Origin of the sequence: Pseudaquabacterium terrae, from assembly GCF_013266755.1 — a bacterium.
Taxonomy (GTDB): domain Bacteria; phylum Pseudomonadota; class Gammaproteobacteria; order Burkholderiales; family Burkholderiaceae_C; genus Pseudaquabacterium; species Pseudaquabacterium terrae.
Genome location: NZ_JABRWJ010000019.1, coordinates 17,636 through 43,944 on the forward strand (window position 1 = coordinate 17,636; position 26,309 = coordinate 43,944).

At 66.3% G+C, this 26,309-nt stretch carries 23 protein-coding genes; 11 read left to right on the forward strand and 12 right to left on the reverse strand.

Features of this window, described 5'->3' with window-relative positions:
- Positions 1-6: 6 nt before the first annotated feature.
- The gene (locus HLB44_RS34810) at positions 7-2,127 is read right to left on the reverse strand and encodes a leucine-rich repeat domain-containing protein (RefSeq protein ID WP_173134900.1); all 2,121 of its coding nucleotides are present in this window, start codon (positions 2,125-2,127) and stop codon (positions 7-9) included.
- Positions 2,128-2,397: 270 nt separating this feature from the next.
- On the opposite strand from HLB44_RS34810, the gene HLB44_RS34815 reads away from it, so the two are divergent.
- Positions 2,398-3,699 (forward strand): hypothetical protein, encoded by a 1,302-nt coding sequence (locus HLB44_RS34815; protein WP_173134903.1) that lies wholly within the window; start codon positions 2,398-2,400, stop codon positions 3,697-3,699.
- Between the two features lie 13 nt (positions 3,700-3,712).
- Here HLB44_RS34815 and HLB44_RS34820 read toward each other — a convergent pair whose 3' ends face one another.
- The 6 genes from HLB44_RS34820 to sctT all read right to left on the reverse strand — a co-directional run bounded on the left by HLB44_RS34820 (position 3,713) and on the right by sctT (position 7,820).
- Entirely contained in the window at positions 3,713-3,985 is a 273-nt protein-coding gene (locus HLB44_RS34820) for a BrnA antitoxin family protein (protein ID WP_246312651.1), read from the reverse strand.
- 13 nt (positions 3,986-3,998) lie between these two features.
- A complete protein-coding gene (locus HLB44_RS34825; RefSeq protein WP_173134910.1) occupies positions 3,999-4,271 on the reverse strand; it encodes a BrnT family toxin in 273 nt (90 codons plus the stop codon).
- Positions 4,272-4,341: 70 nt separating this feature from the next.
- Positions 4,342-5,115 (reverse strand): SDR family NAD(P)-dependent oxidoreductase, encoded by a 774-nt coding sequence (locus HLB44_RS34830; RefSeq protein WP_173134913.1) that lies wholly within the window; start codon positions 5,113-5,115, stop codon positions 4,342-4,344.
- A 223-nt stretch (positions 5,116-5,338) separates the two neighbouring features.
- Positions 5,339-6,415: a tetratricopeptide repeat protein gene (locus HLB44_RS34835; protein ID WP_173134915.1), complete on the reverse strand. Its 1,077-nt coding sequence runs from the start codon at positions 6,413-6,415 to the stop codon at positions 5,339-5,341.
- The gene (locus tag HLB44_RS34840) at positions 6,408-6,956 is read right to left on the reverse strand and encodes a class I SAM-dependent methyltransferase (protein ID WP_173134918.1); all 549 of its coding nucleotides are present in this window, start codon (positions 6,954-6,956) and stop codon (positions 6,408-6,410) included. Before HLB44_RS34840 ends, HLB44_RS34835 begins: the two co-directional genes overlap by 8 nt.
- Positions 6,957-6,962: 6 nt before the next feature.
- Entirely contained in the window at positions 6,963-7,820 is an 858-nt protein-coding gene (gene sctT, locus HLB44_RS34845) for a type III secretion system export apparatus subunit SctT (RefSeq protein ID WP_173134921.1), read from the reverse strand.
- Positions 7,821-8,098: 278 nt separating this feature from the next.
- On the opposite strand from sctT, the gene HLB44_RS34850 reads away from it, so the two are divergent.
- Together HLB44_RS34850 and HLB44_RS34855 are read left to right on the forward strand one after the other, a co-directional pair.
- Positions 8,099-8,938, forward strand: a complete 840-nt coding sequence (locus HLB44_RS34850; protein ID WP_173134924.1) for a hypothetical protein — start codon at positions 8,099-8,101, stop codon at positions 8,936-8,938.
- A 355-nt stretch (positions 8,939-9,293) separates the two neighbouring features.
- Positions 9,294-9,791 (forward strand): hypothetical protein, encoded by a 498-nt coding sequence (locus tag HLB44_RS34855; protein WP_173134927.1) that lies wholly within the window; start codon positions 9,294-9,296, stop codon positions 9,789-9,791.
- Between the two features lie 104 nt (positions 9,792-9,895).
- Here HLB44_RS34855 and HLB44_RS34860 read toward each other — a convergent pair whose 3' ends face one another.
- The 3 genes from HLB44_RS34860 to HLB44_RS34870 form a co-directional block, all read right to left on the reverse strand.
- Positions 9,896-10,840, reverse strand: coding sequence for a hypothetical protein (locus tag HLB44_RS34860; protein ID WP_173134930.1), 945 nt, complete (start codon positions 10,838-10,840; stop codon positions 9,896-9,898).
- A 216-nt stretch (positions 10,841-11,056) separates the two neighbouring features.
- A complete protein-coding gene (locus tag HLB44_RS34865) occupies positions 11,057-13,819 on the reverse strand; it encodes a hypothetical protein (RefSeq protein WP_173134933.1) in 2,763 nt (920 codons plus the stop codon).
- On the reverse strand, positions 13,816-14,343 hold the full coding sequence (locus tag HLB44_RS34870) for a hypothetical protein (RefSeq protein ID WP_173134936.1): 528 nt from the start codon (positions 14,341-14,343) through the stop codon (positions 13,816-13,818). Before HLB44_RS34870 ends, HLB44_RS34865 begins: the two co-directional genes overlap by 4 nt.
- Before the next feature lie 135 nt (positions 14,344-14,478).
- Between HLB44_RS34870 and HLB44_RS34875 the strand changes: the two genes are divergently transcribed.
- Positions 14,479-14,982, forward strand: a complete 504-nt coding sequence (locus tag HLB44_RS34875; protein WP_173134939.1) for a hypothetical protein — start codon at positions 14,479-14,481, stop codon at positions 14,980-14,982.
- 23 nt (positions 14,983-15,005) lie between these two features.
- Here HLB44_RS34875 and HLB44_RS34880 read toward each other — a convergent pair whose 3' ends face one another.
- Together HLB44_RS34880 and HLB44_RS34885 are read right to left on the reverse strand one after the other, a co-directional pair.
- The gene (locus tag HLB44_RS34880) at positions 15,006-15,794 is read right to left on the reverse strand and encodes a hypothetical protein (protein ID WP_173134941.1); all 789 of its coding nucleotides are present in this window, start codon (positions 15,792-15,794) and stop codon (positions 15,006-15,008) included.
- A gap of 114 nt (positions 15,795-15,908) precedes the next feature.
- Entirely contained in the window at positions 15,909-16,418 is a 510-nt protein-coding gene (locus HLB44_RS34885) for a hypothetical protein (protein WP_173134945.1), read from the reverse strand.
- Positions 16,419-16,581: 163 nt separating this feature from the next.
- On the opposite strand from HLB44_RS34885, the gene HLB44_RS34890 reads away from it, so the two are divergent.
- The 7 genes from HLB44_RS34890 (at position 16,582) to HLB44_RS34920 (ending at position 26,229) form a co-directional block, all read left to right on the forward strand.
- A complete protein-coding gene (locus HLB44_RS34890) occupies positions 16,582-16,812 on the forward strand; it encodes a hypothetical protein (protein ID WP_173134948.1) in 231 nt (76 codons plus the stop codon).
- Positions 16,813-16,889: 77 nt separating this feature from the next.
- Entirely contained in the window at positions 16,890-17,723 is an 834-nt protein-coding gene (locus HLB44_RS34895; RefSeq protein ID WP_173134951.1) for an ankyrin repeat domain-containing protein, read from the forward strand.
- Positions 17,724-17,740: 17 nt separating this feature from the next.
- Entirely contained in the window at positions 17,741-18,091 is a 351-nt protein-coding gene (locus HLB44_RS34900) for a hypothetical protein (RefSeq protein WP_173134954.1), read from the forward strand.
- Positions 18,092-18,115: 24 nt separating this feature from the next.
- Complete coding sequence (locus HLB44_RS34905; RefSeq protein WP_173134957.1) at positions 18,116-18,478, forward strand: hypothetical protein; 363 nt, start codon at positions 18,116-18,118, stop codon at positions 18,476-18,478.
- Positions 18,375-23,726 (forward strand): hypothetical protein, encoded by a 5,352-nt coding sequence (locus HLB44_RS34910; protein WP_173134960.1) that lies wholly within the window; start codon positions 18,375-18,377, stop codon positions 23,724-23,726. Before HLB44_RS34905 ends, HLB44_RS34910 begins: the two co-directional genes overlap by 104 nt.
- Before the next feature lie 305 nt (positions 23,727-24,031).
- On the forward strand, positions 24,032-25,339 hold the full coding sequence (locus HLB44_RS34915) for a dicarboxylate/amino acid:cation symporter (protein ID WP_173134963.1): 1,308 nt from the start codon (positions 24,032-24,034) through the stop codon (positions 25,337-25,339).
- Positions 25,336-26,229 carry an amino acid ABC transporter substrate-binding protein gene (locus HLB44_RS34920; RefSeq protein WP_173134965.1) on the forward strand — a complete coding sequence of 298 codons (894 nt, stop codon included), beginning with the start codon at positions 25,336-25,338 and terminating at the stop codon, positions 26,227-26,229. Before HLB44_RS34915 ends, HLB44_RS34920 begins: the two co-directional genes overlap by 4 nt.
- Positions 26,230-26,309: the final 80 nt, after the last annotated feature.

Sequence of the window (26,309 nt, forward strand, 5' to 3'; positions counted from 1 at the left end):
TGCCCTTTAGCCTGCAGCGATGGCTTCTGGCGGGAGCTTCAAATTCTTGAACTGCCGGTTCTGCAGCAGGGCCTGCCCGGCTGCTGGCGTGATGTTCGGGTTGTGGTCCAGGTTGAGGCTCCTGAGCCTTTCGCTGGCGTTGAACGCCAGCGCCCCGACATCGGAAATGCCGTTGTTCTGAAGGTCTACATAGGTGAGCGAAGGTTTGCCTGCGATCGCCTGCGCGCCCGCGTCGCCGCCGACGTTGTTCGGCAGGTGGACCAGGGTGAGTGTCGGGCTCCCACCCGCGATGGCCTGCATGCCTGCAACGCCGATGCCGTTGTTGCCCAGCATCAGATTGATGAGCGATGGGCCGCCTGCGATGGCCTGTGCGCCAAGATCGCCCAAGGCATTGTGCTGAAGATTCACGGTTTCGAGCTGCGGCATTCTTGCGAGCTCTATGGCGGACAGTGGGCCGAGCTGGTTGTTGCGCAGCGACAATCCCTTGATCGATGTGCTGTCGGCAATCGCTGCCACGCCGGCGTCGGTGACTCCGTTCTGTTCGAGATTCAGGTTGGCGAGCGTCGGGATCTGAGCGAGTTCCGCCAGCGCGGCGGGGCCGTTGATCTGGTTTCTGGCAAGGGCCAGTGTGACCAGGGTTGTGTTGCCCAGGAATCCCGCACCCAAATCGGTGAGACCGGTGTTGCTCAGGTCCAGCGCGTTGATCGTTCTGCTACCCGAAACTGCCTCGGCGCCCAGGTCGCCCAGATCATTGTCCGCGAGATTCAAGTCGGTGATCGTGGGGCTTCTCAGAAGTTCCCGCACACCGACGATTCCGACCGCGTTGTTGGCGAGGTTCAGCTTGACGAGGGAAGGGGTGGTCGAGAAGGCTTGCGCGCCGTGATCGCTCACCAGGTTGCCTTGAAGATTCAGATCCGAGAGCAGGGGCATGCGTGCGATCGACTCTGCGCCGAGACGCCCGACTCTATTACGACTCAGATTCAGCGTAACGAGCGAGGCCCCGGCTTGGCTCTCCGCGATGGCCTGTGCTCCGAAGTCGCCGACGTTGTTGCCAGCAAGGTCCAGCTTCTTGAGCGAACCCATCTCTGATAGCGCCAACGCCCCGAACTGGGTGATCTGACTGCGGGCCAGGTTCAGTTCTGTGAGCGAGGTACTGGCTGCGATGGCCCGAACCCCGCCGTAGCCGATTCGGGAACCCGAGAGGTTCAGGGTGGCGAGCTTTGGAAGCCCCGCAATGCTCGTGAGGCCTTCTCTGCCGATGGTCTGGTTGCCGCTCAGATCCAGCGAAGTAAGATTCCGGCAGTTCGCTATCGCATGAGCTGCCGCATCGTCCACAATGGCGCCGTGTGCCTTGATCGAGCGAAGGTTGGGCAGGGCAGCGGCCAATTGCTGCCAAGCGCCGGCATTGAGCGTTGCATTGGAGATGTTCAGTTCGGTCACGGAAGGCGGAAGTCGGGCGATATCCGCGGCTGTGAAGATGCGGCCAGTCGCGTCCCCGGTCAAGTGAACCGAATTGAGGCCGTTGACGCTCAGGTGCTGCATGGTCTGAGTGTTGGCGTCAGTGTCCGCCAGGTCTGCCGGCCCCACTTTCACGCTTTGAATGGCGGCTGCGCCGACGTAGGCGGCGGTCTTGCTTACCAGCCGGAGATTCTTGTTGTCGCCGACATTCAGGTTCCTTGCGATCTCGACCCAGGCGTCAGCGTCAACGGTCGTCATGAAGTTCCGCTTGGCGACGCCGGGAGGATCGACGGCGACGTTCGGCGGAGGGATGACGACGACGTTCGGGGGGACCAACGGAGGGTTGTTCAGAATGTTGTTGTCGGGTACCGGTTGCACGACGATGTTCGGCGGAGGGTTGACGACGACGTTCGGCGGAGGGTTGACGACGACGTTCGGTGGAGGGTTGACGACAACGTTCGGCGGCGGGTTTTGCCGGGCGCGGTGCCCGGTTCCGCGGGTCCGGATCTTGACAGGCAGCTCGTCCAAGATCGCCTCGGTCGTCGACATTTGCACGCCGGCGTGGGCCTTCTTGCCCGGCTCATGCAACGCGAATGTCTTGTTGGTGAAAGGGATGCCGAATCTGATCTTCATGGTGTACTTGCCCGCGCCGCTGTGCGTCATGTGCATTGGCCGCCAGTTTCGTGCGGCCGACGGTGTTGGATGCCGAAGGCAGGCGAAGCGCGGGCGCAGGAGGCGAAGCAATCGCGCCGTCCCAGTCAGGGCGAGTCGGGGCGGGTGGCTTCGGTGCTGGTCAACCAGGCGCAGCGAAGTGGTGATCTCCTTCGGCGGCACGTCCTGGATGGCGCTTCCGTTCGCCGTTTCGCTCGCTGCTTCGCCCGGGGCGCGCAAATGGCGCCCGCATCGCCGTAGGCTTGCGCGGCAAGGAGCAGTCTCTGCATGAGGATCCCATTCTCCAAATCCGAAATCCGCGGGCATCGGCGAGGGGCGCGGGCCGAGCGGGCCGCGACCGAGGATCCGCCGCGGACCCTCACCCCCACGGAGAAGTTCAAGGATCTGATGCCCCTGAAAAGGGTGCCTGCGGGCGCGCCTTCGGAACGATTGCAGGCGGCAGCAGCCCGGCGGAACGCGCCGCCGACGACGCCTGTCGCCGAAACGATCACGCGAGTGCCGCGCCAAGCCCACCTGGACAAGGACCGACTTGCCAGGACCGTCCAGCAGGCCCTGCAACGGGTGGGGCAGCTGTTCCCGCAAACGCCGACGAAACTCGATGCCGCGGACCTGCAGGAAGCGAAGGCCGTGGTCGACGCCGATCTGGAGATGCATGGCGACGTGGTGCCCGAGGAAGTACGCTCGGTCATGACGACCATGGTGGCCCTGATGGCCGAGGTCGACCGGGCCATTCCCCATGGCCGGGGCAATGTGCTGGTGCGTGCCGAGGCTGGTGAGGCCCCCGACATGGCAAGCACTTTCGAGAAGCGGCGATTGAAGAACGTCGGTGATTTCGTGGTGGCCTCATTTCAAGCAGGTCGACGCACTCCCCTTCCGCCCTCGCACGATAGCGCGCTGCGCGCGGCTGCATCCATCCTCGTCGGCGCAGGAGGGTGCGGCAACTATGTCCACCTGTTCGCTTTGAAGCTCGGGGCAGCAGTGGCGCATCTTCCCGAACTGAAGGGCAGGATCGAGATCAACTTGCACAGAGAACCGCGGATTCAGAATAGCAAAGAGCCGCTCGATCATGCCTATGGCACGTTACGCTTCAAGGACGATGGCGGCATCACGCACGACATCACCTTCGATCCCTGGGCAGACAAGAATCGCGTGGTGCTTTCGAAGCATTCTCCGTTCCTGGCGAGCGAACGAATGGATGGCGGCTACTTGTTGGCTGAGGCCGATCGGGCAGGAGTGCAGGTCGATCACTACGTGAAGCACACCGGGAAGTTTCTGGCCACTTGCGCAGAGGGCGGCCGCTCCCACATCGGGTTTTCGCTCTACATGAATAAGGGGGCGCAAGTGGAAGAACGCACGATTTCCGCTTTGTGTGCCGACGCGGGCAAGCAGTTCACGCTGCAATCCGATGTCGTGGGTTTCGTCGACTTTCCAGTGAACAACGCGGCCGTCGACGGCACGGTCCTGCGCCGGCGGAGCCTGGTGCCGGCGAACCAGCACCCCCTGCTGGAGAACGCGGACCTTCCGGGCAGCAACGAGGAGCCGCCCTTGGCCTCCAGCTCGGCGCAATGATCGAGGAATGCGATCAGGCTCGCCGGCGCGGACCCTGCTTGCTGACGTACTCTCGCAGTACGCCGTCCATTCGCGACTGCCATCCTTCACCCGTGCCTTTGAAGTACGCCAAAACTTCAGGGCTATAGCGCACGGAAACCAGTAGCTTCTTGTTCTCTGACTTCGGGCGCCCTCGGACCGACTTCAGCGGCACCATGCCCTTGAGTTGGGCTGCCGTGAGGGGCTTCGCATCTGGATCTTTCTTTGCCGCAGTGACGATCTTCTTGTTTTCTTCTGCCGTCGGCATGATCAAAACGCGCTTAGGAGTAGTTTTCGACATAGTGCTTCACCTCTCTGCGTTCAGCGAAGCGGAGACTGATGACTCTTCGGGCTTCACCGCGATCCACAAACGCGACGTAGTACAGGCGATCCCCTTCTGGTACCAGGCCGATCATGCGTACTTCGTCATACTCGTATCGATCATCGACCCAAACGAGGGCTTCGGTCCAGGCGAGCTTCACTGCCAAAGCCAAGGACAGGCCATGGTTGGCTTGGTTCACCTTGTCCTTTGCTGGGTCGAACTCGATGCGCACACATTAAATGTAGCTACAACAACACAGGGGGTCAAGTGTTGTCAAGCTGCGCCGCAGCAGCCGTGCTACCTCAGTACCCCGCCGTCACGCCGAAGTCCATGCTGAGCGTGGCGCCCGTGATCGGAGTTGCTGGTGCAGCCAGGAGGAATGCGATCAGGCTCGCCACTTCCTCGGGTTCGATGAATCGCGCCTCTTGGCCCTGTGGGTAGCGCGAGAGAAGACGGTCGAGGTACTCGCGCGGCCGGCCGCCGCCGAAGAGCTCGGCCTGCCGATGCAGCATCGGCGTGGCGATGTCGGACGGACACACCGTGTTCACGCGGACACCGAACGGCGCCAACTCGAGCGCGAGGGCCTTGCCCATCAGGACCAGGCCGCCCTTGCTTGCGCAGTAAACGACACAGCCGGCATTGCCCACGATGCCGGCGTCCGAGCCCACGTTGACGATGGCACCGCGCGTCGCCTTCAGCGCGGGAATGGCATGCGAGCAGAGGAAGAAGGTAGCCTTCAGATTGACATCGACGCAGCGGTCCCAATCCTGCTCGGTCACCAGTGCGCTGTCTCCCTCGGTCCAGACGCCGGCGCAGTTGACCAGCGCATCCAGTCGCCCATGCCGGGCAAGTACATCGTCGACGACGCGCTGGCAATTCGCCACCTGGGCCAGGTCGGCCACGATCGCCTGCGCGTTCAGCTCACCGGCGAGCGCCTGGAGCCGCCCGGCATGGGTCGACGTGAGGGAGAGATCGGCGCCGCTGCGGCGCAGCAGTCGCGCCGCCGCGGAGCCGACACCGCCCGCCGCACCGGTGATCAGAACCACCTTGCCCTCGAAGAGGCGGGGATCGAACATGCTCAGGCCTCTGCCACGACCGGCGGGGTCCAGGCGTCGGACTTCGAGCTCGGCCATGACCGGGCCGACTTGTCTTCCTGAAGGCAATTGCCGCCGTCGACTACGAAGGCCTGTCCCGTGACATAGCTGCCGGGGCGAAAACGCAGAAACGAAGCCACGTCGGCAACAGCGAAGGCCTCGTCGGCCGAACGCTGGCCACCGTCAGATCGAATCAGGCCGCCCCTTACTGAAGCGACCGGCGAGAGCCCGCCGCGGCGGCGTGCCGCTGTCCGTCGGTGATGTCGACATCGACATCCACACCCGCATCGGCAACCGGCGTGCGAAGCCGCACCAGCATCGACAGTTGCTCCGCTTCTGCGAAGTACCGCTTGGCGGCTTCACTCTGCCCTTGCTGCGCCTTGCAGTCCCCGAGAAGCCGCAGCGTGTGGATCCTGGCGGGGTGCTCTTCGAGCCGGCCTTGAACCTCCAGGGCCTGCTGCAGCAAGGTTTCCGCGCTTGCAAGCTCGCCTCGTCGCGCCAGGACCACGGCCTGCGCCGACAGCGTGGCGCTGAGGTGCCGGAGATCGCCGCAACGCTCTTGGATTCGCTGGGCTGTCGCGAGGGCGGCAAGGCCTTCCTCGATGTCTCCTTGTGCGATTCTTGCGAGGCCGAGGTTGTACTCGACATAGGAGACCGCCGGCGTGTCGGCGCTGGCCCCCAGCAGCGAGCGTGCCCGCTCGAGCAAGGACATGACGCGTGCCGGCGGCGCCTGCCCGATGAGCAGCCCGCCCAGGTTGCAGAGCGCTGCGGCCAGATTGTCGGTGTCGTCCGGCTGCCCTTCGCACAGCGTGATGGCGTTGACGTAGCACGCCGCGGCCCGTTTGAAGTCGCCTTGCTGCTCGTGCAGCATTCCGATGCGCAGCTCGGTAGCCGCCACGCCGGCCTCGTCCCGCAGGATTTGCCGCAGGCGGCGCGCCTTGTCGAAAGCCTGTTTCGCGGCCTCGTGGGCGCCGATGTCGGCATGCAGCACGCCCAGGTTGTGCAGCGATGTCGCCATCCCGTCGCGATCGCCGAGATCACGGCGAATTTCGAGCGCTCTTTCGTGGCACTGAATGGCCTGCTCTCGCTGCCCGAGCTCGCGGTACGACACCGCCATGTTGTTCAGCACGATGCCGACATCCCGGAGTGCGTCGCAACGACGCAGGGATGCCAGCGACTGCTCGAACGCCTGCAGCGCCGCGCGATGATCACCGCTGCGCTGATGCGTGACCGCGCGTCGGCCCCACCTTGTCGCCGCACCCAGGTGATCTGATTCAGACATGTTGGAAGCGATAGACGTACACGCGGGTCCGATACAGATCGTCCAGCCGGATCTCTTGATTCGCGTGCCGGCCGGGCAACCGGAAGGTGTTGCTGACCAGCATGGCCGGCAGCGGTCCCGGTGCGTCGAGCCGGGCGGCCAGGCGCAGCATGCCGCCGCAGCTGAGATAGCACAGCAGCACCGCCCCCTCCGGCAGCTCCGCTTGCAGAAAATCCTCGCGCAGCAGCACGAGATTGCGCAACCCCAGAACCTTGCGCAGCGCGCGCGAGATCAGCCAGGGCAGCCAGGACAGCTCGTAGCCGATCACCTGGCGATTGGGAAACGCCCGCGCGGCCCGGACGGCGAAGGTGCCGCAGCCCGAGCCCAGCTCGATCAGCGGCGCGTCCGGCACGGTTGCCGCGGCAAACATCATGGCGCGGCGGGCTTTCGATGAGCTGGGCATGGGGGGCGTGCCCGTCTGCAGCGTCCAGCGGACGATCGACGCCACGGCCGCGAAGGTTGCCAACACCATCATCAAGCCGAACAAGTAGAGCAGTGCCATGGTGGATCAGCGCGGTGCGGGTTGCGGTGCAGGGGCGCTCGGGGCCTCGCGCGGCTGCATCCAGTAGCGCATCTCGCCCGCCAACTGGCGCAGCGACAGCGCGGGCCGGGACTGCTGGAAGTACACCGCCACCAGCACCGACAGCATCAGCAGCGCGATGGCGCCCTTGATCGGCTGCGCCAGGTTGTTGGGCTCGAGCTTGTCGGCCGTCTTGGCCAGCACGCCGAAGGTCAGGTCGACCATCAGCAAGACCAGCAGCATCGGCGACGCCAGCGTCAGCATCGTCACCATCAGCTGCTTCACCTCGGCGGCGAGAAAGCGCTCGAGCACCTGCGGCATGTCGGGCGTGATGCGGTACAGCGGCCACCAGGCGTAGGACTCGTAGATCACGCCCAGCAGCACGGTCATGCCGCCCAGGATCCAGAAACAGCCCTGCGCGAGCTGGCCGAGCAGGTTGGCCACCGGCGTGGCGTCCTCGCCGGACATCATGTTCTTCTGCTGCGCGTTGCTGAAGCCGGCCTGGTTGTCGATCAGCGCGCCGACGCCCTCGGCCACCCAGAACACCAGCGATGCCGAGAAGCCGATCACCACGCCGATCATCAGCTCCTTCAGGATCAGCCCGGCGAGCATCAGCGTGCTCATGCTGGCCACCACGTCGATCGGCTGGGCCCACGCGATGAAGATCGTGAAGGTCAGGCACATGCCGTTGCGCATCGGGCCGCTGATGGCGGTGTCGTTCAGCGGCACGAAGAGCTGCGCCATGGCGAACATGCGCATGCCGCACAGCGCCATCAAGCACAACAATTGCTTGACCGTCTCGCCGAGCTGGACGAGCGCCTGCGGACTGGAGAGCAGCTCTTGCATGGACCGAGCATCGCTCAAGCCGCCATGTGGCACCGGCGGCTGCGCGAAGCCGGGGCCGTGGGGGCGAAGCGGAGGCCATGAACGCAGCGTCGTTGAGTCGGCCGGGCACAGGCGCTCGGACTTCGCAGGCCGGCCTCCGACTTCGCGCATGTTGCAACTGCGGAAGCCGGTTGCATGTTCAATGGCCCATGAGCTCGCCCCAAAGACTTGGGATGGCCCTACCTCCGGCGTCGCCCGCGCCGCGCAGCTTGCCACCCACAACCCACAGCTCGTCCGCAGTGCGGCGGCAGGACCCAGGGCTCGACCGGCTGCCCCCACGCCAAAGATCTCCCGACCTCCGAGCCCAGCCGCCGCGTGTCAACCTGCACACCGCACAAGGCCCCGCCACTGCAACCCCGCCCGGGGAACCGGCACCGGCGGGCGTCCGCTGGGGTTTGCTTCACCCGATCCCGGCCAAGCCCAAGGTCGTCAAGGGCAACTTCTTTCTCGGCACCAAGGCCACGGACCGCCTGCCGGCGCTGATGATGCAGGCGACTGAACGAGGCCCGGTGCTGTCGGTGGCCACCGGCACCGCGGTCATGGCGGCTTTCGGCCGGGGGCCAGGGCGCGTGGTCGTTGCGGACTTGTCGCAGCGCAACCTGGCCGGCGTGCAAGACCTGCTGCAGCTGGCCAAGGATTCGCCGGATCAGGCCGCTTGGCTGGCCTCGGTGCAGCAGCGCTACGGCACGGACGTTTCCAGGCACTTCAAGTTGTCCATCAAGCGAGCCGGCGATCACGCGAGCTTCGAGCGACTCAAGGCGAGAGTGGAGAGTGGCCAGATCGACTTCTTTCATGTCGACCTCGCCGACGTGAACGCCACCCGTGACATGCGCGCCATCGCCGGTGAAGGCTTCGCCGCCGTTTATGCCAGCAACATCGAGCAGTACGTCGGTGGCCATCTCGACAACACGGGCGCGCCGGCGCAACAGCGCCAACAGCGCCTGGACCAGTACCGCACCAACTTGCTGGGCGTGATGAGGCCCGATGGCGACCTCGTAAGGGGATCTGTGATGGGGAGGATGACGCACCACAAGGGCACCGCCGAGGTGAACGCCGAGTGGAACCCGACGGCGTCCTGACCTCGTGAGCGGTCCCGCACCGCTTCGCTGCAAAGCACGCCGCTTCGTACAGCCAACCCCGGAGCGGCGACGACAACGCGACATTGCCCGGTCAATCGTTTCGGCCTTCCATCCCCGGCTTCGCCTTTGCACGCTCCTCCAAACAAGGCTGGAGGATGCTGGGTTTCGTCATCCAGCCACCGCTTGCCGCCACATGAGACCCGAATTCCGCCTGACCTCCTCGAGTTCCACGAGCCACACCGCTGCGCAAGAACCCAGTCAACCGCCTGCCACGCTCGAGCCCCCGATAGGCCTGCAGCGCGGGCGGGGGGCGCCCGGCGCAACCCACGCCCAGCGACCAAGCACCGATCTGCGCATGCTCCAATCGCTGGCGGCCGGCACCGTCCAGGAGCGTCCCGCCCGCCCAGAGGTCAACCTCCTGGACAAGGCGAGGCAGATCTATCAGGATTCCCGGCAATATCACGGCACCAGCAAGGGCAACAAGGCATACATCCAAGAGGCCGGTATCGCGGGAGCGAGTGAGCGGGGCACCATGCACGCCGTGAGGTCCACGAACCGCACGCTGACGAGCGACAAGCTCATGGCCAAACAGATTGCCAGGCTGGGGTCATTCGGCGACACGCCCGCGCTCGTGCGAACGATCGGTGTTCCGCTGGAGCGACCGGAACCCTTCTTTCAAACGACGCACGCGGTCGAACCGGGACAGGTACTGGGCAGCAAGAACAGCGAGCCGGGCACAGACGCGCAGGCGTTTCAGGCGGAGCTGGCCCGCTCCAGGGTGCACGTACCGATCGACGTCGCCGGACAGATGCTGAGGAACGTCCAGTCGGACTCCGAGGACGACTTCGGCTGACGAAAGCTCAACGGTCGTTGGAACAGGGCGACAGCGATCTGCTGTGCGATCCAGCCAAGGGTCCACACCTGTGCGCTCCCAGGAAGCGACTCCGTATGCCTCGCCTATGCTTTGCTCTTCCCGGCCTTCTTCTCCGAGTCGGACTTGTTCATGGAAGCGAAGTCGCTATGCAGGCTGCTGCGGTCTGCATACCGCTTCATTCCCCATTGGCCGTCGATCTTCTCCCACTTGTCTCGATTCCGGCGCGAGGCCGGATCCAGAACCATTCGAAGCACATCGTCTTCGCAGCCCATCGCGAGATACATCTGCTTCAATTCGTCGCTGAACGCTTCCCCCTGCAGTCTGCCCCCCATGCCCAACGCTTCGGAGCGGTTAACTGCGGCTTCGCTGAGGGAAACGCCAACTCCATCGGACAAGGGGTGAGTTACGAAAGTACTCACGTCCAGGCACCGATCGGCAGTGTTCCGCTTGACGGTCATCAAGCCGGCGGGTTTGCCATCGAATGGGAACACGAGACCTTCGAACCCGCGTTTCGCCTCTAAGTCGATGCGATTCGCCATGGCGTGTGTGTGCCGTAGCCGCAGTTGCCATGCAGGGTCCTGGTCGGGCGACGGTTGCAATTCGCTAAGGTCTTTCTTGAACTGCTCGGTGAACTTCACGAAGTTGGCGCCTTTCAGCACCAAGATCGGACTCGAAGGGGGGCATGGCGGCTCGGGTTCCGGTCGACGCGGTGCCTCGAACAACCAGCTCTTGTCGACCTTCGCGTCCACTACCGCCGATTTCACAACTGAACCGGAAGGCGGGCTTTCGGTGCGACTGAACGGCGGTGCATTGAGCTGGTCGCGGAAGTTGCTTCCGCCGAGCTGAGTGGCGCCGGATCCGCTTGCGTTCCGCGAACTTGTATCGCTGAGATTGCGGATGCTCGTTTGCTGCCGCGGCCTGCGGATCGACTCGGACTGGTGTGTCGGGCCCGGACGCGTGAGGGGTTGCAGCGGGATCGCCGCGTCTTGTTCGTTCCGGTTGGCCGGGTTCCGGGGATCGTTCGACACGGTCTCGTCGTTACGGGGCCGCGCTTTCGGAATGCAGGGAATCCATCTTCTCAAGTTGACCATGATGACCTTTCGCTCATGGAGCAGACCCGCCCATTTCCAGCGGCCAAGGAGACATTAAACGACGCGAGCGAGGGAGGCAGCGGACGCCGCGAAGCCCGATGCATGCCTGCGAAGCCCCGCTGCAGATCGACTGTGCATCTGCCGTTCCGCTGGTCAGGTCACCGACAGCGCCGACGGACCGGTCTTGACGAACTCCGCAATGGTGTCGTCGAGCGCGCGTTCCATCAGGCGCTGCACGTGCCCGGCGTCTTGTTGGTTGCCTGCCAATGCGGGCAAGAGCTTCTGGTAGTCGGCGACGAATGCCCGGGTATCCCCGGACCCCATGTTGAGCCCCAGGCCCAGCCGCTGGTCCAGCCGGGCCAGCGTGAAGGCGACTTCATTGACCGTGTGCGCCGTGTTGAGCATCATCAGCGTGGCCAGAGCGATGGGGCCGACCTCGATGCGGCGGCCTGCGTGCTTGTTGAAGTGGTTCACCATGTGCAATATCGACGACATGACGCCCGAACCGCCGGCGACATAGGGAACTTCCTTTCCCAGGCTTTCCGCAACGGCGGGCGATGTTTCTGCCACCTGCAAGTCCGGCTTGAATTCCGTGGCCGGATTGGCGCCTTTGAATGACCACGGCGCGACGACGTTGATGTCGTCCTGGTGCAGCAGGCCGATACCTTCCGTCCGGGTGACACGGTCTTCCATGCGAATGCGAGATTCGAGGCGGCTCTTGTGAGGCCTGATCCATGCGTCGTAGTTGTCTTGACTCGCCTGGTACCAGGGCGATGTTTCGTCGAAACTGTGAATTCTGTTGATGAAATGGACCAAGGCTGCGCAATCGAGGCCAGAGGTCTTGGCACCGTTGAACAGGTCGGTGAGGGCAGCGCCCGTCTCTACATCGCCGTCGGCCTCGATCAGGCGTTTCAGCACGGGCGCGTTCTTGCACCAATAGTCGTCCTGGCCGATGTTTTGCCTCAGCGTCGCCACCATCAGACTCCGCTTCTCCTGGTCCCAGGGCAGCGTCGTGATGTGCTTGGCAAATGCGGCCCCGAGCGCCTGGACCGCGGCCACAACCGACCTGGGGGGCTCGCTGATCAGGTGGTGCGCCAGTCGATTCTCGAAGTGGCGGCCGAAGCGGCTGTTGTTGAGCAGGGCATGGTGTTCGTGCGCAGCGTGGCCGGTATGGGAGCTCGATATCCGGGCGTCCAGCAGCCTCGCCACCCCCGTGATCGCGCTCTTCTTGTAGTTCGCCGTCAGCCCCTCCTTCGCCTGCCTGATCAGCGTGGTCACCTCCTTGGCGTGGGTTTGGTGCTCCTTCAGCAGCGCGGCGAACTGTGTCTCCGTCTCCTGCGTCTGCTGCATCAAGTCCAGCCGGCCCGGTTCGAGCTTGGCTTTGACGTCCGTCAGCGTCCTTTGCCAATCGGCCAGATTGCCGCCCTGGCTGTGGCCGCGCTGGTGCTGCAGCTCCTGCGCCAAGGTCGCGAGCGGCGCGAACTGGGGAACCTGGCTTGTGCTGATTCCGTGGAAGTACTGGTTCGTTCGATTCAGCAGGCCATGGGGGCCGTGCATGCTGTCCTCGCGCTGCTGGGCCGCCTGGCTCATCTTGTTCCACGTGTCTTCCAGCGGCGTGCGCTCCGCCTTCCGGGCTTGCGCACCGATCACCTCGACCCATTCGGACAAGGCGTCGCCCTTCGGCAGGCGGGATGCGCAGGCCATGGCCAGCTTCGTCGCACCGCCCAAGCCCAGCTTGTGGCAATCGCGGGCCATTTCGATGAAGTGCAGGCGCGTCGCCACCACCGTGCAGCCATTGCTGAGGAACAGGTCTCGCGTCGAGCGCGCCATGGCGTCGATGGCCCCTGCCTTTGCGGGCGATTGCGCGGCCTGCTTCTCCTGGCCCAGCGCCGCCAGCCAGGCGACGATGGCCGTGCGCTGGGTAACGACCTGCCGCTTGCCGACGAGCTCGGCGAGCCCCGCGCTGTTGGGCATGGGAACGTTGCGGTTCACCTTGGCAGTGCTGTCGGTCTGCGTCCGGTTCAGCGAAGCTTCCGCGATTTCGTTCAGTCGGCGCTGGGTGGCAATCAGCAGGTTGGGCGCCTGCGTCATCAGGGCCTGCTCCATGAGTTCGCTGGTATGTTCCTCGATGCCGGTGACCACGGTCGGCAAGAGGTCGTCGGGAATGGCCGCGAAGATCGCATCGACCGCCTGGCCAGGCAGTTGCATGCGCATGGCTGGATCCGGGTGCGCCAGCGCGTGGTCCAGGGACTGCAGCGCAAGCGACAGCCCGTTGTCGCCCACATCGTCAAAATGCGCTTGCGCCCGGTCGGAGAGCGCCCGCGCCAGCACGTGCGGATTCGCCGTGATCAGCTGGGTGAGCGCCTGCCGTTCCGGCGCCGCAAGCTGGTCTCGCTGCGCGAGCAATTGCTGCAGCATGTCGCCGCGCGCGGAGAGGTCGACGGTGGCATCGCCGATTCGCGCCGCCGCCGTGCGCAGCAGTTCCTCCTTGGCCACCGCGGTCATCGCGTGTACGCGGCCCTCCATCAGCTCGCGGTGCAGCACCGCGGGCAGGTCATCTCGATAGACCATGGGCCGTAGCACCTGCAGCATGCCGATGTCGTGGGGGGCCAGGATGTCGATCGGCGTGAACTGCGGAACAACGGGCGGCGCTCCGACATTCAACTGCGCGGCGAAATTCGTGCGAGCCTGGTCCAGATGGTCGTTGACGTCGAAGCCTATGTCTGCGCCCCCCACCTCCGGGAGAACCAGGCGTGGCGGCGCTGCACCGTCGTTGCGGCGGGGGTTCAGCGGTTGCAATGGCAGGTTTTCCGCGTGCGGTCCTTGAGGCGCCTGGCGATTCGCGTTCCGGTCGTTCCGGTCGTTCTGGCGGCCCAAGGTTTGCCGGACAACGTTCGTCAAGGGCCTGAACTTCATGTCGGGTCACTCGTGGTGCGTGTCGTCCGCACGTCTTGCGGGCGCAGCGCCACCTCCGTCGTCTCCCTGACATCGGCCGCAAGTTTGGGGATGGTGTGGAATTTCAGCGGATCGGGCCGCTCGGCCAAGCTGCGGTCGAGAACGCTGTTCGTCCGCAACGTGCTGAGCTCGTGCGAACGCGTGCGCACGGTGTCGCGCTCTTCGCCGTCGGCATGCGCCGGATTGGGCGCGGCGAACTGCATCGGCGCAAGCTGGGCGGAGCGGGTGGCCGGCAGCCGGTTCAAGGGCTGTCGGGCAGCCGGCGGGCCGCTGGCCACGCGGCGTACGCTGTTCGAAGGCGGGCACCGATCCGGCGGCGGCGGCAGGCGGTGCGCCGGCGGCGCGACAGGCGTCTGCGCAGCGCGATCCTCCTCGAGGAGGTCGCCGCCGCTGACGGAGTCGGTTCGAACGCGCTGCAGGGGGGTCATCGCGCAGGCAGTGTCCGCTGCCGCGTCGATCGCCGGGATTCGCACGAGAACATCCATCCATGAATGCGAAGCGCGGCGTTCGCATTTCGGGTTCTTGCAGGTGGCTTCGCTTCAGAAGAGGAGTCGACGCACCGCGCCGAGCACACTGAGTCGTTCGTCCGTCTGGGTCGAGCGGCAAACCGGGCAACAGTCATGTCCATCGTTCGAAACTACCGCCCCACGTCTGCAGGCCGGCGAATCGACGGCGTGGCAGTAAAGGCAGAGTCCGCCACCGTGGCCAGGCCCGATGGTGCGCTGAAAGGCGCCGCGCCGTCGGGCTCGTCGATTCGGCGGTCCGGCAAGGCGCCGGCAATCATGAGCGTCAAGAGAACGGACGAGACCAAGGATCGGCTCGGTCGCCTTCGCACGGAGCTCGGGAAGCTCCATCCGCGCCCCTCCAGTCCGGAGGAGGCCAGGCGCGGGATCTCGTGCGCATTGGAGAACGCAGGCTTGTGCGACTGGACGGTGCCCGAGTTGTCAGGGCCCGACGCCACATGGCGAGCCGACGGCTCGGTCGTCGTCAAGCTGCTGGCGCATGTCATCGTCTTCAACGCCTCCGGCGCGTTTCGAATCGTCGATTCGCATTCGCCGCAGCTGCCCTATTTCGAGATGCGGGCTGCCAGCGGGGCATTGTTCGCCATGCCTGCGGGTCTTTGACTCGGACTTGAACGCTGGCGCTCTCAGCTCCGCTCCTCGATTTGCGGAGCGAGGTATCCGAAAGTGCCCAGGTCGAGCTGCAGCCCGTCCTCAGGCTGTGCCTGTTGTTGCTGGACGGTGTCGTAGCCCGGCGGCGGCGGTTCATAGAGGGGCAGCTGTCCGATATCCCCGGTGAGCAGTTGCCTTTGCAACTCCTGCTCGTCGGCAGCGCTCTGCTGGATGGCTCCAGCGAGGTCGTTGGTACCGGTCCTGTGTTGCCGGGCGCGCCGGATCGCTTCTCCCAGTAAGGGCACCGCGAGGCCTGCGGTGAGCACCGTGGCGGCGGCGGCGGTCGACACCAACGCGGCGTCCGTGATCTTCTCGGGGCGCTTGATGCCCTTTGCGAGCGCAGTGGATTTGCCCTGCGCATCCACGTATCGGTTGGCCGGATGAGCGCCGAGATCCTGCGCGATCCGGTCCAGCGCGAGGAGGTTGGCCCCACCAGGATGCTGGCGCATATGCCGTTGCGCCGTACGAATCTCCGACGGTGTCATCTCGCGCCTGTTCCAGCCGGCCACGGCGCCCTGCACGCGCGCGTTCAGCGCCTGCGTCACGGCCTGCGCCTGCGCTGGCGTCTGCGGCGTGTACAGGGGCGCCTGGCCGCGAGGTGCTCGCCCCCCGCCGTTGAATGGCGGCGGCAGGTCGAACAGTCCTTGATGCCGCGCGGCGACGTGGTTTGCGATGGTCAATACCAGCGGCAGCTGTGCGAACTCATCATCCGTCGGGTTGCGCGCGTGCCCGTGCGGCGCAGGGGTTTGGCTGATTCGGTTCATCGTCGGCTGCTCATGTTTCCTTCATCGTGACCCGATGACGGGCCTGTCGGCCCAATACATGCGAATGCACGTGCCGATGAGCGAAGCGTGGCCGGGCTTCGGCTCCGCGGCGGCTCACCCGGCTTCGGCTCGCTCCAATTCCCGTACCGCCGCCACCATGCGGGCCACCGAGGCTTCCTCGGCTTCCTCGTCCTGCGTGTCCTCCACCTCCTGCTCGATCTGCTTGAGCAGCTTGTCGCGGCGCTCCTCGATCATCTTGATCTGCGACTCCACGCGCTGCACCGTGCGCCGCGCCTGCACCACCTGCTCCTGGGCGGCCTGCACCTGCTGCTCGGCCTGCTGCACGCCCTGATCGGCCTGCTGGGTCTGCGCGTGGCGCTGCTCGAGCACGTACTTCAGGGCCAGCAGGTCCCCACCGCGGAAGCCGCGGCCGCCGACCATGCCGTCCATCTCGCTCTCGCACTGCCGCTCGGCCTGGCGCGCTTCCTCGGCGCGTTCCTCGGCCTCGGTTTGCAGCTGCTGGAAGTGCTGCACGTGCTGCTGGGCAACACGCACTTCTTCTTCCAGCTGGTCCTTGCGCCGGTTCTTGACGCGCAGCAGCAGCTTGAACGACTTCGGGGTCATGACTCGATGCTGCGCCCGCATGTGGGCGCAGCGCGGCCGCGGTGCGAACCACCGATCAGCGAAGCGAAGGGAGCCGCCCCCTTCATATCGGGGTCCTGGCCGGCTTCAGTTTCTGCGACTCGACTTCGCATTCCGCTCGAATCGCAAGGCGCAGAAGCACAAGATGCCGCACGCCCCGCATCGAAGGGCAAAGGAAGACAGAAAGGCAAAAATCATGGCTCTTGTGGACACGCATGAAGGCGCACGGCAGCGCCGCTCGACCGAAGTGCGCCGCTTCGCCCAGCAGGCGGCGCAGCGGGACCCCGACCCGGTGGAAGCGCTCGACAGCGAGTACGACATCGACCCGATCGCCTCGCTGATGATCGAGCTCGACGACGACCATCGCTTCTTCTGATCGTGGCTGTGAAACAGTACGGCAGGCTGGCGCCGGTACGCCGCGCTCCGGCAGAGGCCCCAGCGAAGCGCCGGGGGATGTCCAGGCGCTCCTGGCGCGCAGGAGAGTCCGCCTGGGTCCGGGCCCAGCGCCGCGAGCTGCAGGCGCTGAAGACGCTCGTCGACCAGTTGGACGAGGTGAACTGCGCGCTTCACCCGGACGGTTCGACGGCACTGCACCTGGCCGCGCGCCTCGGCGACGTGGCCATCACGCAGACCCTGCTCTCCAAGCCCAAGGTCGACGCGAACACCTCGACGGTGGACGGCATCACGGCGCTCTACATGGCCGCCCAGAACGGCCATGAGGCAGTCGTGCGGCTGCTGCTCGCGCAGCCCGGCATCGATCCGAATCTCGCTGCAATGGATGGCGTCAGCCCTCTCTACATCGCGGCGCAGTGCGGGCACAGCGGCATCGTGCGCATGCTCCTGGCGCACGAAGCCAGCCCCAATGCCTGCCGCGACGACGGCGCAACGCCCTTGCTCATCGCATCGGCGAAGGGCTACCTTCGCATCGTCGAGGCGCTGCTCGAAGTTCCCGACCTCATCCCGAATCAATGCGACGACGACGGCGTCAGCGCGCTGTACGCCGCGGCCCAGAACAATCACCCGAACGTGGTGCGAGCGCTGCTGTCGCGACCGGACATGGACGCCAACCTGCAGCGACCCAATGGTGCAGCGGCAATCCATGCCGCCGCGCGATTCGGGCACACCGATGCGATTCGGGAAATTCTCTCCAGCCCGAAGTCCGATGCGTCGCTGCAAAACGGCGACGGGCTGACGGCCCTCGAGCTCGCGGTCGATCACGCCCAGGCGGGCGCTGCCGACGAGATCGTCGCGTGCACCAGCAACCGCAGGCTCACGCAGCTTCACTGAGCCATAGGACATCCGGCATGAACATTTCACTCACCGGCGCAACGCACGTACTGACGCTGCTGCTGAACCTGCTGACGGCGAGGGCGGTGTTCGCGCCGGCCGAGCGCTTGCGGATGGATCGACTGGTACAGGTGCGGCTTCGATCGCTGCTGGGCGCGCTGACGGAAGCAACGCCGAAGGCCGAGAAGGATGTGGCGGCTGCGTTGGCGCTTCGGTATCTCGGTGACGACAGCGCGCAGTTCAAGAGCAAGGCCTACATCGTTGCCGCACTCGTGTGCAAGCGCGGCGTGCTGGCGGAACAGTTGCGGCACATCGGCGCGAACAGTCGCGCGCCGGCGCTCCTGAGGTGCGCGCTCCGGCGGGCTTGACAGCGGTGCCCCGGAGCCGAAACCATGCCTTTGAAGATTGGTCCGAATACCTCCGTTTCCCTGCGCCGCGGCGACGTCCTGGAAAAGTTGCAGGCGCGGGCGAAAACCCACGCGCGCGATCCGATCCTCAAGCCCCGGCCGGATGGATCGTCGAAATCCCCGAAGCTTGTTCTCCGAAACCCTGCGCCAGCCGGGCCGCTCACGGACGCGCCGGTCACCACGCAGTTGCCGGGCGCCGCAAAACTGGCGCCCGCGGCGACGCCGGGGGCCACGACTTCGGCCGATGCGCCGGGAACGGTCATCCTGCCCAAATGGCAGGCCCCGTTCTCGCAGCGGTTCTCTTCGCATCGCCGAAGCGCGATTCGCACGCCGGGCGCGGCGTGCTGACAGGCGATTGCAGACTGCTCGAATGGTCCAAGCAATACCTCCCGCGCAGCTTCGCCTCACCGCCGAGGCAGAGAACAGCACCTATGAGGATCTGTCCACGCGCAACGAGATCCTGAAGCAGCGCAAGGCATTCGGCCAGAAGGCCGCCGGCAATCCGCTGCAGAGCCTGGGCCACAAGCTGGCCAAGGGTGTCGGCACGCGGACCGACCAGGACAAGATGAGGGAGCACATCGAACGGGTCGCCAATCCCGGCACCAAGGGCACGTCCCAGGTGGAGAACCTGTCCGAAGGCTGGTCGCGCCACACGGCCAGGATCGGCACCAAGACGGCCACGCTGGACTTTCAGGCGGACGACAGCGGCAGGATTCAGCAGGTGCAGGTGCCTTTGGCGGTGCAGGCCAGCGCGCAGGCCGCCGCGGCCTTCCGCCGGCCGATGAGTGCCGGCGCGGGCACCGGCACCGGCGTCGGCGATGTGCTGCCGGCTGGGGCAGCCACTCCCCGCGATCCCACCCGGCCTTTCGCCGAAACGGGCGAGCTGCCGGTGTGCGCCACGCGGCCCGGCAGCGGCGGCCCGGCGGCCACGCGGCGCATGGAGGCCATGGTGCGCGACATCGGCGCCGGGCTGCCGCCGGGCGCGCTGACCGCCCAGCTACAAGCACAAACCGAAGCGGGCGCCGGGCAGGACATGCCCCCGCTGGTGCGCACGCAGGTGCTGCAGCCCGCCCTGGCGCTGGCGCGCCAGTCGATGGCTTCGATGATGGGCGCGGTGCTCCGCAACGACCACGTGCGGCTTCAGCAGGGCATCGAGGCCGCCCTGCAGCGCATCGCCGTGCTGAAGCAGGAGGCCACGCAGCACCCGACACTCCAGAAGGGCAAGAAGGAGCTCGGGGCCAGCCCCGCGGGGCGCACCTGGAACGCGCTGGGAACCGCGGAAGCCGCGCTGCGCCAGGTGCAAGGCGACATCCTGCATTGCCGGCTGACCGTGATGGCCGGGCGCGGCCAGGTGCCCGAGCAGACGCGGGTGATCGGCCAGCTGGACGCGCTGCGCCAGCTCGATTCGGACGGCTTGATCTACCTGGCGCGGAAGGACGCGGCGGAGCGGCGCATGGGCAAATCGGCCGGGCGCCTGGCCGAGCAAGTGGCCGCGCTGACCACGGCGCTCGGCAGCGACGCGCCGCTGCTGCGCCAATGGTGCGGCGACGCGCTGAAAGACGTGCTCGACGGCGCGCAGGAGATTGCGCACGCCATGGTCGAGGCCGGCCACAAGGGCCTGGACGACGAGCACCCGAATCGCGGCTGGCGCGAGCTGCGCGAGGCCGTGGCCGCACTGCGCACCGCAGCCGACCAGCCGATGCCGGAGATCCGAAGGGGTCTCATCGGTGGGGCGCAGGGCGCGCCGCTGCCGGGCGGCAACCTCGGCCAGCCGCTTTTCACGCTCCACGACCGGATGAACCAGGCGCTGCGCGAGCAACGCCTGTCGACGGCCTGCCGCCAGCTGCCGGCGCTGGCAGACAACAACGACGCGATCATCAACCTGGCCCAGGGCCTGCGAGCAGCCGGCGTGCGGCCCGAAGCGATGGAGACATTCGTGCGGGCGGCCTCGTTCATGCTTCATGACGACCGCGACCACCCGGAGAACACGCGCGCCGCGCAACGCCAGCTGGTGGCGTGCGCGCTGCCCGACACCGCGGACGAGCGGGACGTGCGGCGCGTCTTCGGCACCGAGTTCGATCGCATCGCCGCCTTGATGGAAACGCTGCCCGACATGGTGCAGAACCTCACCCGTCAACAGGTCATTGCCCTGACGCCGCGCTTTCCCGAGAGGTACATCGGCTTGCTGCCGATGCAGCTGTTCCACGCGAGCCAGAATGCCGCCGGCCCGCTGCTGCCGCCCGCCGTGCCCACGAGCGAGGCGCAGACTTGGCGCGCGATGGGCGTCGTCCGCGGAAACCTGGGGATGGTGGAAGTGCCGCAAGACGATGGCTTGACCGCATTCCACGGTCCGCGGCTGGGCAAGGAGCTCAAAGCGCTCGCCGCCTCGCTGCACCAGTGCCAGGGCGACAAGAAGCACGTCATCGGCTTCATCGGCGCCGTGCTGGAGCAGTATTGTCCTAAGACGGTGCCGTCCTATGCGGCCCGCGACGTGCTCATCGAAGTCGTGCGCCAGCTGCCGGCATTCAATTCGCACCTCAGCGTCAACGACGCGCTGGGAATGGTGCAGAGCCAGAACGACAGGCTCGATCCGGTCGACCAGGCCAAGGTGATCGATGCGCTGCTCACGCAGATGGAAACGATGGAGACCTCGCGCTGGCTGCGTGCGCTCGACACGCAGAAACTCGCGCTCAAGGCGGTGTCCCAGGGACTGGCGAAGCTTCCAAGCGTGCACTGCGGTCCTCCGCTGTGCCGGATGATGGATCTGCGCCAACACTGGAGCGGCGCCCGGTCCTCGGGCAAGCTCCCGGCGCAGCGCAAACACCTGGAAGACGCCGTGCAAGCCGTGGCCGGCTCGGTCTTCATACCCGCACCCGTCGCCCTCGCCAAAGCCGCCTACGCGACGGCCAAGGGCACCAAGAGCCCACGCGACGACGCGGTGAAGATCGCCGCCAGCGAGCTGCACAAGCGGATGTCGTCGAAGCTTCCCTCCGACACGGCGGCCGCGCTGTCGCCGGCCTGCACCCGGCTCTTCGTCGACGGCCTCGACCGTGGCGACACGGCACAGGCGCGCCTGGGGCTGAAGCTGCTGGCCCGGGGCGCAGTGCCGAGGGGCAAGACGCCGCCGAAGCGCGACGCCTGCCTCGCCGCCGCATTCGGCAGCGACCCGGCGCTGCGCGGCGCCGTGGTGCGGCAATTGATGCCGATGGCGGCCAAAGGGGGCGGCGACAATTCGGTCAACAGCGCCCGGCTGATCCACAACCTTCTAAACGCCGGCGGACATGACCTGAGCCCGGCCGAGGTGGCCGCCGCGCGCGCGCAAGTGCATGCCACCGCGGTACGCGGCTTCGGCGGCCCGCTGGCCCGGACCTTCGGCGGCACCTCCAGAGCGATGATGGACCTGGCCGTCGAGCTGCAACGGTCGCGGATGCTGCCCCAGGCCATGCACGTGTCCACTTGCCTGGCGCTGCTGAAAGAAGGCGCCGGAGCGGCCGGCATCGACATCGGCAACGCGGTGCAGTTTGCGCTGGAGACTGCCGGCCATCTCCCAGGCCCGCAGGCGCAGAAAGTCCTGGCAGGCGTGCGCGCCGTGGCGATCAAGTCGAAGGACACGATGACCGCGGCGGCAGTAGGCAGCGGGCGTGCGCTGTCGATGCTGGAGGGCCAGAGCGCCCTGCGATGTGCCAGGTTCATACGCGACGAGTTGGCGCCGCTCCTGACACTCGACGACGGCGACGCGGTGCTCAGCAACAACCTCAACGCGATGCTCAGCAATATGTTCCACGACTTCGATCCGCAGCGGGCCGGAGGCATGCCGGCGATGGTCGAGTTCATCGCGGGCTTCCTCGATGCCGCACCGCCTGGGCGTCCTTACCCGGATCACGGCGCCTTCGTTTCCGGGGCGTCGGTGCTGCTGCGCGAGGTGCTCGCCAAGCCCGAAGTGTTCGGCGAGCTCGCCCAGGGTATCCGGACCGCGGCCGTCGACATGCTCATCGCCGCCTTGCCCCGGCTCGGCGCGGACGATCGCGCGTCCCTGGTCCTCAGCGCTACCGACAGCTTCTCCAGCCGCAGCGCGGAGCGCGACACCGCGGCGCTGCCGGCGCCGTTGTGGCAAGCCTTCATCCGGCAGTCGCCCGACCTGACTGGGCCGGCCTTCCGCGCGCTGGTCACGGCCTATTCCAATGCCCAGCTGGGAGAGGAGCCGGGTCGGATGGACGCCGTGGGCGCGATGTGGAAGGAAGCGTCGGCCAAGCTCCCCAAGGTCCCGCAGCGCGAGCTGCTGCAGACGCTGCAATGGCTGGCGGCCCAGGCGAAGCCGCCCGCGCCGGTCGCGGCGCCCGGAACACTCCATGACAGCGACTCCAGCAGCGAATCGGACGCCGAGTTCGCCAAGCCGATGGTCCCTCGGCCCACACCGTCGGCCACGACACTGGCCGAGCTGGCCGCGGCGCTGCCCGACCTGCATCCCAAGCTCATGGGCCCGGCACTGGCGCTGGTGGCCGACACGAAGTTGCCGCCCAAGGCCCTGGCGGAGCTGGCCGAAAGCCTATGCGCCCACTACAAGACCTTCGACCTGGCCACGCGCGAGCGCGCGGTGAAGATCGCCATGACCGCGGGTGGAGAGCCGGCGGCCCGGATGCTGGCGGACCTGGCGCGGAACCTGGGCCAGGTCGAGAACATCCACGTGGGAGGGCCGCTGCGGCAGATGATGCGCAACACCTTCGACTCGATCGCGCAGCCCTTCCAGACAGATACCAAGCTCTCGAAGATCGGCTTGGCGGCGCTGCTGCGCGAGCGCTTCGAGGTGAACCCGGCCGAGGTCGGGCCCGCGATGCTGCAGTTGGCCGCACGGCACGGTCGCATGAAGGATGAGGACCAGGTGGTGTTCAAGCAGCTGCTGAGCGAATTTGCGCCCCAGATGACGCGGATCAATATGACCCGCATCATCGAGGCCGTGGCCTACAGCGATCCGCAGCGCACCGGCATCGATGGTAAACCGACCCACTTCTCGCCGGCTTTCGCGTTGGTCGCCGAACACAAAGGCCGCATTCAGGCCTCGCCGCTGATCGACGCTCTGCGGGAGAACGTACTGCCCACGGCAGCCGAGACGGAAGCGGGCCTGCGGCGCCTGCAGAACGAGCTCGGGGCCGAGCGCCTGGGAGCGTCGATACGGCAGCGCTTCACGGCGAACCCGGCCGAAGCCGAGGCCGAGATGTTGAAACTCGCGTCACGGCACCGCCACCTCAACGACAGCGACCGGACGGTGTTCGCGCAGCTGCTGCGCGAGTTTGCACCAGCACTGCCGCGGGCCGCGGTGACCCGCTTGATCGAGGCGGTGGGCTTCAGCCAGCCGCAGCTCACCGACGCCAATGGCCGGCAAACCGGCCCCTCGCCGGCACTGGCTTTCGCCACCGAGCACGCCGATCGCATGCAGCATTCGCCGCTGATGGCCAATCTTCAGGCGAACCGCCTGCCGACAGCGAATGAGAGCAAGCAGAACCTGCAGCGCCTGGAGGGCGAGCTCAAGGCCGCGCACAAGGCGCAGGACGACGACGCGAGTTCGGAAGAGCTTGGGGGCGCGGGGCCGAGCACCTGACGCGGTTCGGAGGTTGTGCGTCGGTCTTGTCTCGGCGACGAGACTTCCTGAAGGTCACCAGAGGCCGCCGAGCACGCGAGCAATCGGTATGGAAACCCACCTCAGGGTTTCTCCGGAAGAGTGTGGCAAGCCGCACCGCGCGGACGAGCGCATGACCAGCCCCGGAAGCCGCTCGGAAACGCAAGTGGTTGTCCGGTAAGAAATTCCATCCTTCCGTTGCAATGGCGCCGCGATTGGCACAAAGGCTGCATTGACATGCCCGCCGCCAAGACGCGCACCACATCAACGATTGAATGGAGACCCGCATGAAGCGAACCCGTCCCGTCACAACCTACATCCTGATCGCGATGGTGCTCGGCATCGCGGTCGGCTATGCCTGCCACGAGGCCTTCCCCGACAAGAAGACCGCGGCCACCATTGCCGAGTACATCGGCATCCTCAGCACCATCTTCCTGCGCCTGATCAAGATGATCATCGCGCCGCTGGTCTTCGCCACGCTGGTGGTCGGCATCGCGCACATGGGCGACAGCAAGTCGGTGGGCCGGGTGGGCGTCAAGGCGCTGGGCTGGTTCGTCTGCGCGTCGCTGATCTCGCTGCTGCTGGGCATGGTGCTGGCAAACATCATTCAGCCCGGCCAGAACATCGGCCTGCCGCTGCCCGACGCCGGCGCGGCCACCAACCTGAAGACCTCGTCGTTCACGCTGAAGGAGTTCGTCACGCACCTGGTGCCGAAGTCCTTCGCCGAGGCGATGGCGACCAACGAGATCCTTCAGATCGTCGTGTTCTCGATCTTCTTCGGCGTGGCGCTGGCCGCGCTGGGCGAGACCGGCCGCCCGCTGGTGCAGTGCATCGACGGCGTCGCGCACGTGATGCTCAAGATCACCGGCGCCGTGATGTACATGGCACCGCTGGCCGTGTTCGCCGCCGTGGCCGCCACCATCACCACGCAGGGCCTGGGCATCCTCACGACCTTCGCCAAGTTCATGGGCAGCTTCTACTTCGGGCTGGCCATGCTGTGGGTGGTGCTCATCGCCGCAGGCTTCCTGTTCCTCGGCGGCCGCGTGTTCAGGCTGATCGGCCTGATCAAGGAGCCGTTCCTGCTGGCCTTCTCCACCGCCAGTTCCGAAGCGGCCTACCCGAAGCTGCTTGACGCGCTGGATCGTTTCGGCGTGCGCCGCCGCATCTCGTCGTTCGTGCTGCCGATGGGCTACTCGTTCAACCTCGACGGCTCGATGATGTACTGCACCTTCGCCGTGCTGTTCATCGCGCAGGCCTACGGCATCGAGCTGTCGATGGCCACGCAGATCTCGATGCTGCTGCTGCTGATGCTCACCTCCAAGGGCATGGCCGGCGTGCCGCGGGCGTCGCTGGTGGTCATCGCCGCCACGCTGAATCAGTTCAACATCCCCGAAGCCGGACTGCTGCTGATCATGGGTGTCGACCAGTTCCTCGACATGGGCCGCTCGGCCACCAATGCGGTGGGCAATTCCATCGCCACCGCCGTCGTCGCGAAGTGGGAGGGCGGCTTGCAGCCCGAAGCGCAGGGGCTGCCGGTGGGTCCCGCCCCCGAGACCGCGAGCGCCGGCTTGGCCACGGCCCGGGTGCAGTCATGACACGGCTGCTGTGGCGCGCGCTGGCCACCCTGTGCCTATGCTGGCATGCGGTGGCCGGCGCGCAGGACGGTGAGCTGACCGGCACGCTCAAGCGTGCCCGCGAAACCAGCAGCGTCGTCATCGGTTTCCGCGAGGCCTCGTTTCCGTTCTCGTACCTCAATGCCAAGGGCGAGCCGGTGGGCTACTCCATCGACCTGTGCCGCGGCCTGGTGGACGCGATGAGCGACGAGGTGGGCCGCGAGCTGGTCATCCGCTGGCGGCCGGTGACCTCGGCCACCCGCCTGCAGGCCGTGGCCTCGGGCGAAGTCGACCTCGAGTGCGGCTCGACCACCAGCAACGTCGAGCGGCAGAAGGTGGTGGCCTTCTCCCCGACGATCTTCGTGTCGGGCACGAGGCTGCTGGTCAGGCGCGACTCGCCGGTCAGGTCGTTTCGCGACCTGGCAGGCAAGGGCGTGGCCGTGACCGGCGGCACCACCAACGAGAAGACGCTGCGCGAGCTGGCCGAGAAGTTCCGCGTCGACATGAAGCTGGTGGCGGCGCCTGACCACGGCGAAGCCTTTGCCATGCTCAAGGCCGGCAAGGTCGACGCCTTCGCCACCGACGAGGTGCTGCTGTACGGCCTGCTCGCGCGCGAGAAGGCGCAGCAGGAGTACACGATCGTCGGTGAGTTCTTGTCGTACGACCCCTACGGCATCGCATTCCGCAAGGGCGATGCCCAGCTGGCCTCGCTGGTCAAGCGCAGCTTCTCGTCGATGGCCGAGTCGCGCGAGCTGCAGCACCGCTACGACCAGTGGTTCATGCACCGCCTGCCAAGTGGGGAGCGGCTGAATCTGCCGATCAACCCGCAGCTGTCGACGCTGTTCCGCGCGCTGTCGACACAGCCCGAGTAGCGGGCCTCGAGCTTCGCGCCCGGAGACACCGCTTCGCTACCCGCCGGCCACGCGCGCCCTGGACAAAGAGAATGGGACAG

Coding starts and splice junctions, on each gene's coding strand:
- HLB44_RS34810 (WP_173134900.1), bottom strand. CDS start 2,127: ATGCACATGACGCACAGCGGCGCGGGCAAGTACACCATGAAGATCAGA.
- HLB44_RS34815 (WP_173134903.1), top strand. CDS start 2,398: ATGAGGATCCCATTCTCCAAATCCGAAATCCGCGGGCATCGGCGAGGG.
- HLB44_RS34820 (WP_246312651.1), bottom strand. CDS start 3,985: ATGCCGACGGCAGAAGAAAACAAGAAGATCGTCACTGCGGCAAAGAAA.
- HLB44_RS34830 (WP_173134913.1), bottom strand. CDS start 5,115: ATGTTCGATCCCCGCCTCTTCGAGGGCAAGGTGGTTCTGATCACCGGT.
- HLB44_RS34835 (WP_173134915.1), bottom strand. CDS start 6,415: ATGTCTGAATCAGATCACCTGGGTGCGGCGACAAGGTGGGGCCGACGC.
- HLB44_RS34840 (WP_173134918.1), bottom strand. CDS start 6,956: ATGGCACTGCTCTACTTGTTCGGCTTGATGATGGTGTTGGCAACCTTC.
- sctT (WP_173134921.1), bottom strand. CDS start 7,820: ATGCAAGAGCTGCTCTCCAGTCCGCAGGCGCTCGTCCAGCTCGGCGAG.
- HLB44_RS34855 (WP_173134927.1), top strand. CDS start 9,294: ATGCTCCAATCGCTGGCGGCCGGCACCGTCCAGGAGCGTCCCGCCCGC.
- HLB44_RS34865 (WP_173134933.1), bottom strand. CDS start 13,819: ATGAAGTTCAGGCCCTTGACGAACGTTGTCCGGCAAACCTTGGGCCGC.
- HLB44_RS34870 (WP_173134936.1), bottom strand. CDS start 14,343: ATGGATGTTCTCGTGCGAATCCCGGCGATCGACGCGGCAGCGGACACT.
- HLB44_RS34875 (WP_173134939.1), top strand. CDS start 14,479: ATGTCCATCGTTCGAAACTACCGCCCCACGTCTGCAGGCCGGCGAATC.
- HLB44_RS34880 (WP_173134941.1), bottom strand. CDS start 15,794: ATGAACCGAATCAGCCAAACCCCTGCGCCGCACGGGCACGCGCGCAAC.
- HLB44_RS34885 (WP_173134945.1), bottom strand. CDS start 16,418: ATGACCCCGAAGTCGTTCAAGCTGCTGCTGCGCGTCAAGAACCGGCGC.
- HLB44_RS34890 (WP_173134948.1), top strand. CDS start 16,582: ATGCCGCACGCCCCGCATCGAAGGGCAAAGGAAGACAGAAAGGCAAAA.
- HLB44_RS34895 (WP_173134951.1), top strand. CDS start 16,890: ATGTCCAGGCGCTCCTGGCGCGCAGGAGAGTCCGCCTGGGTCCGGGCC.
- HLB44_RS34900 (WP_173134954.1), top strand. CDS start 17,741: ATGAACATTTCACTCACCGGCGCAACGCACGTACTGACGCTGCTGCTG.
- HLB44_RS34905 (WP_173134957.1), top strand. CDS start 18,116: ATGCCTTTGAAGATTGGTCCGAATACCTCCGTTTCCCTGCGCCGCGGC.
- HLB44_RS34910 (WP_173134960.1), top strand. CDS start 18,375: ATGCGCCGGGAACGGTCATCCTGCCCAAATGGCAGGCCCCGTTCTCGC.
- HLB44_RS34915 (WP_173134963.1), top strand. CDS start 24,032: ATGAAGCGAACCCGTCCCGTCACAACCTACATCCTGATCGCGATGGTG.
- HLB44_RS34920 (WP_173134965.1), top strand. CDS start 25,336: ATGACACGGCTGCTGTGGCGCGCGCTGGCCACCCTGTGCCTATGCTGG.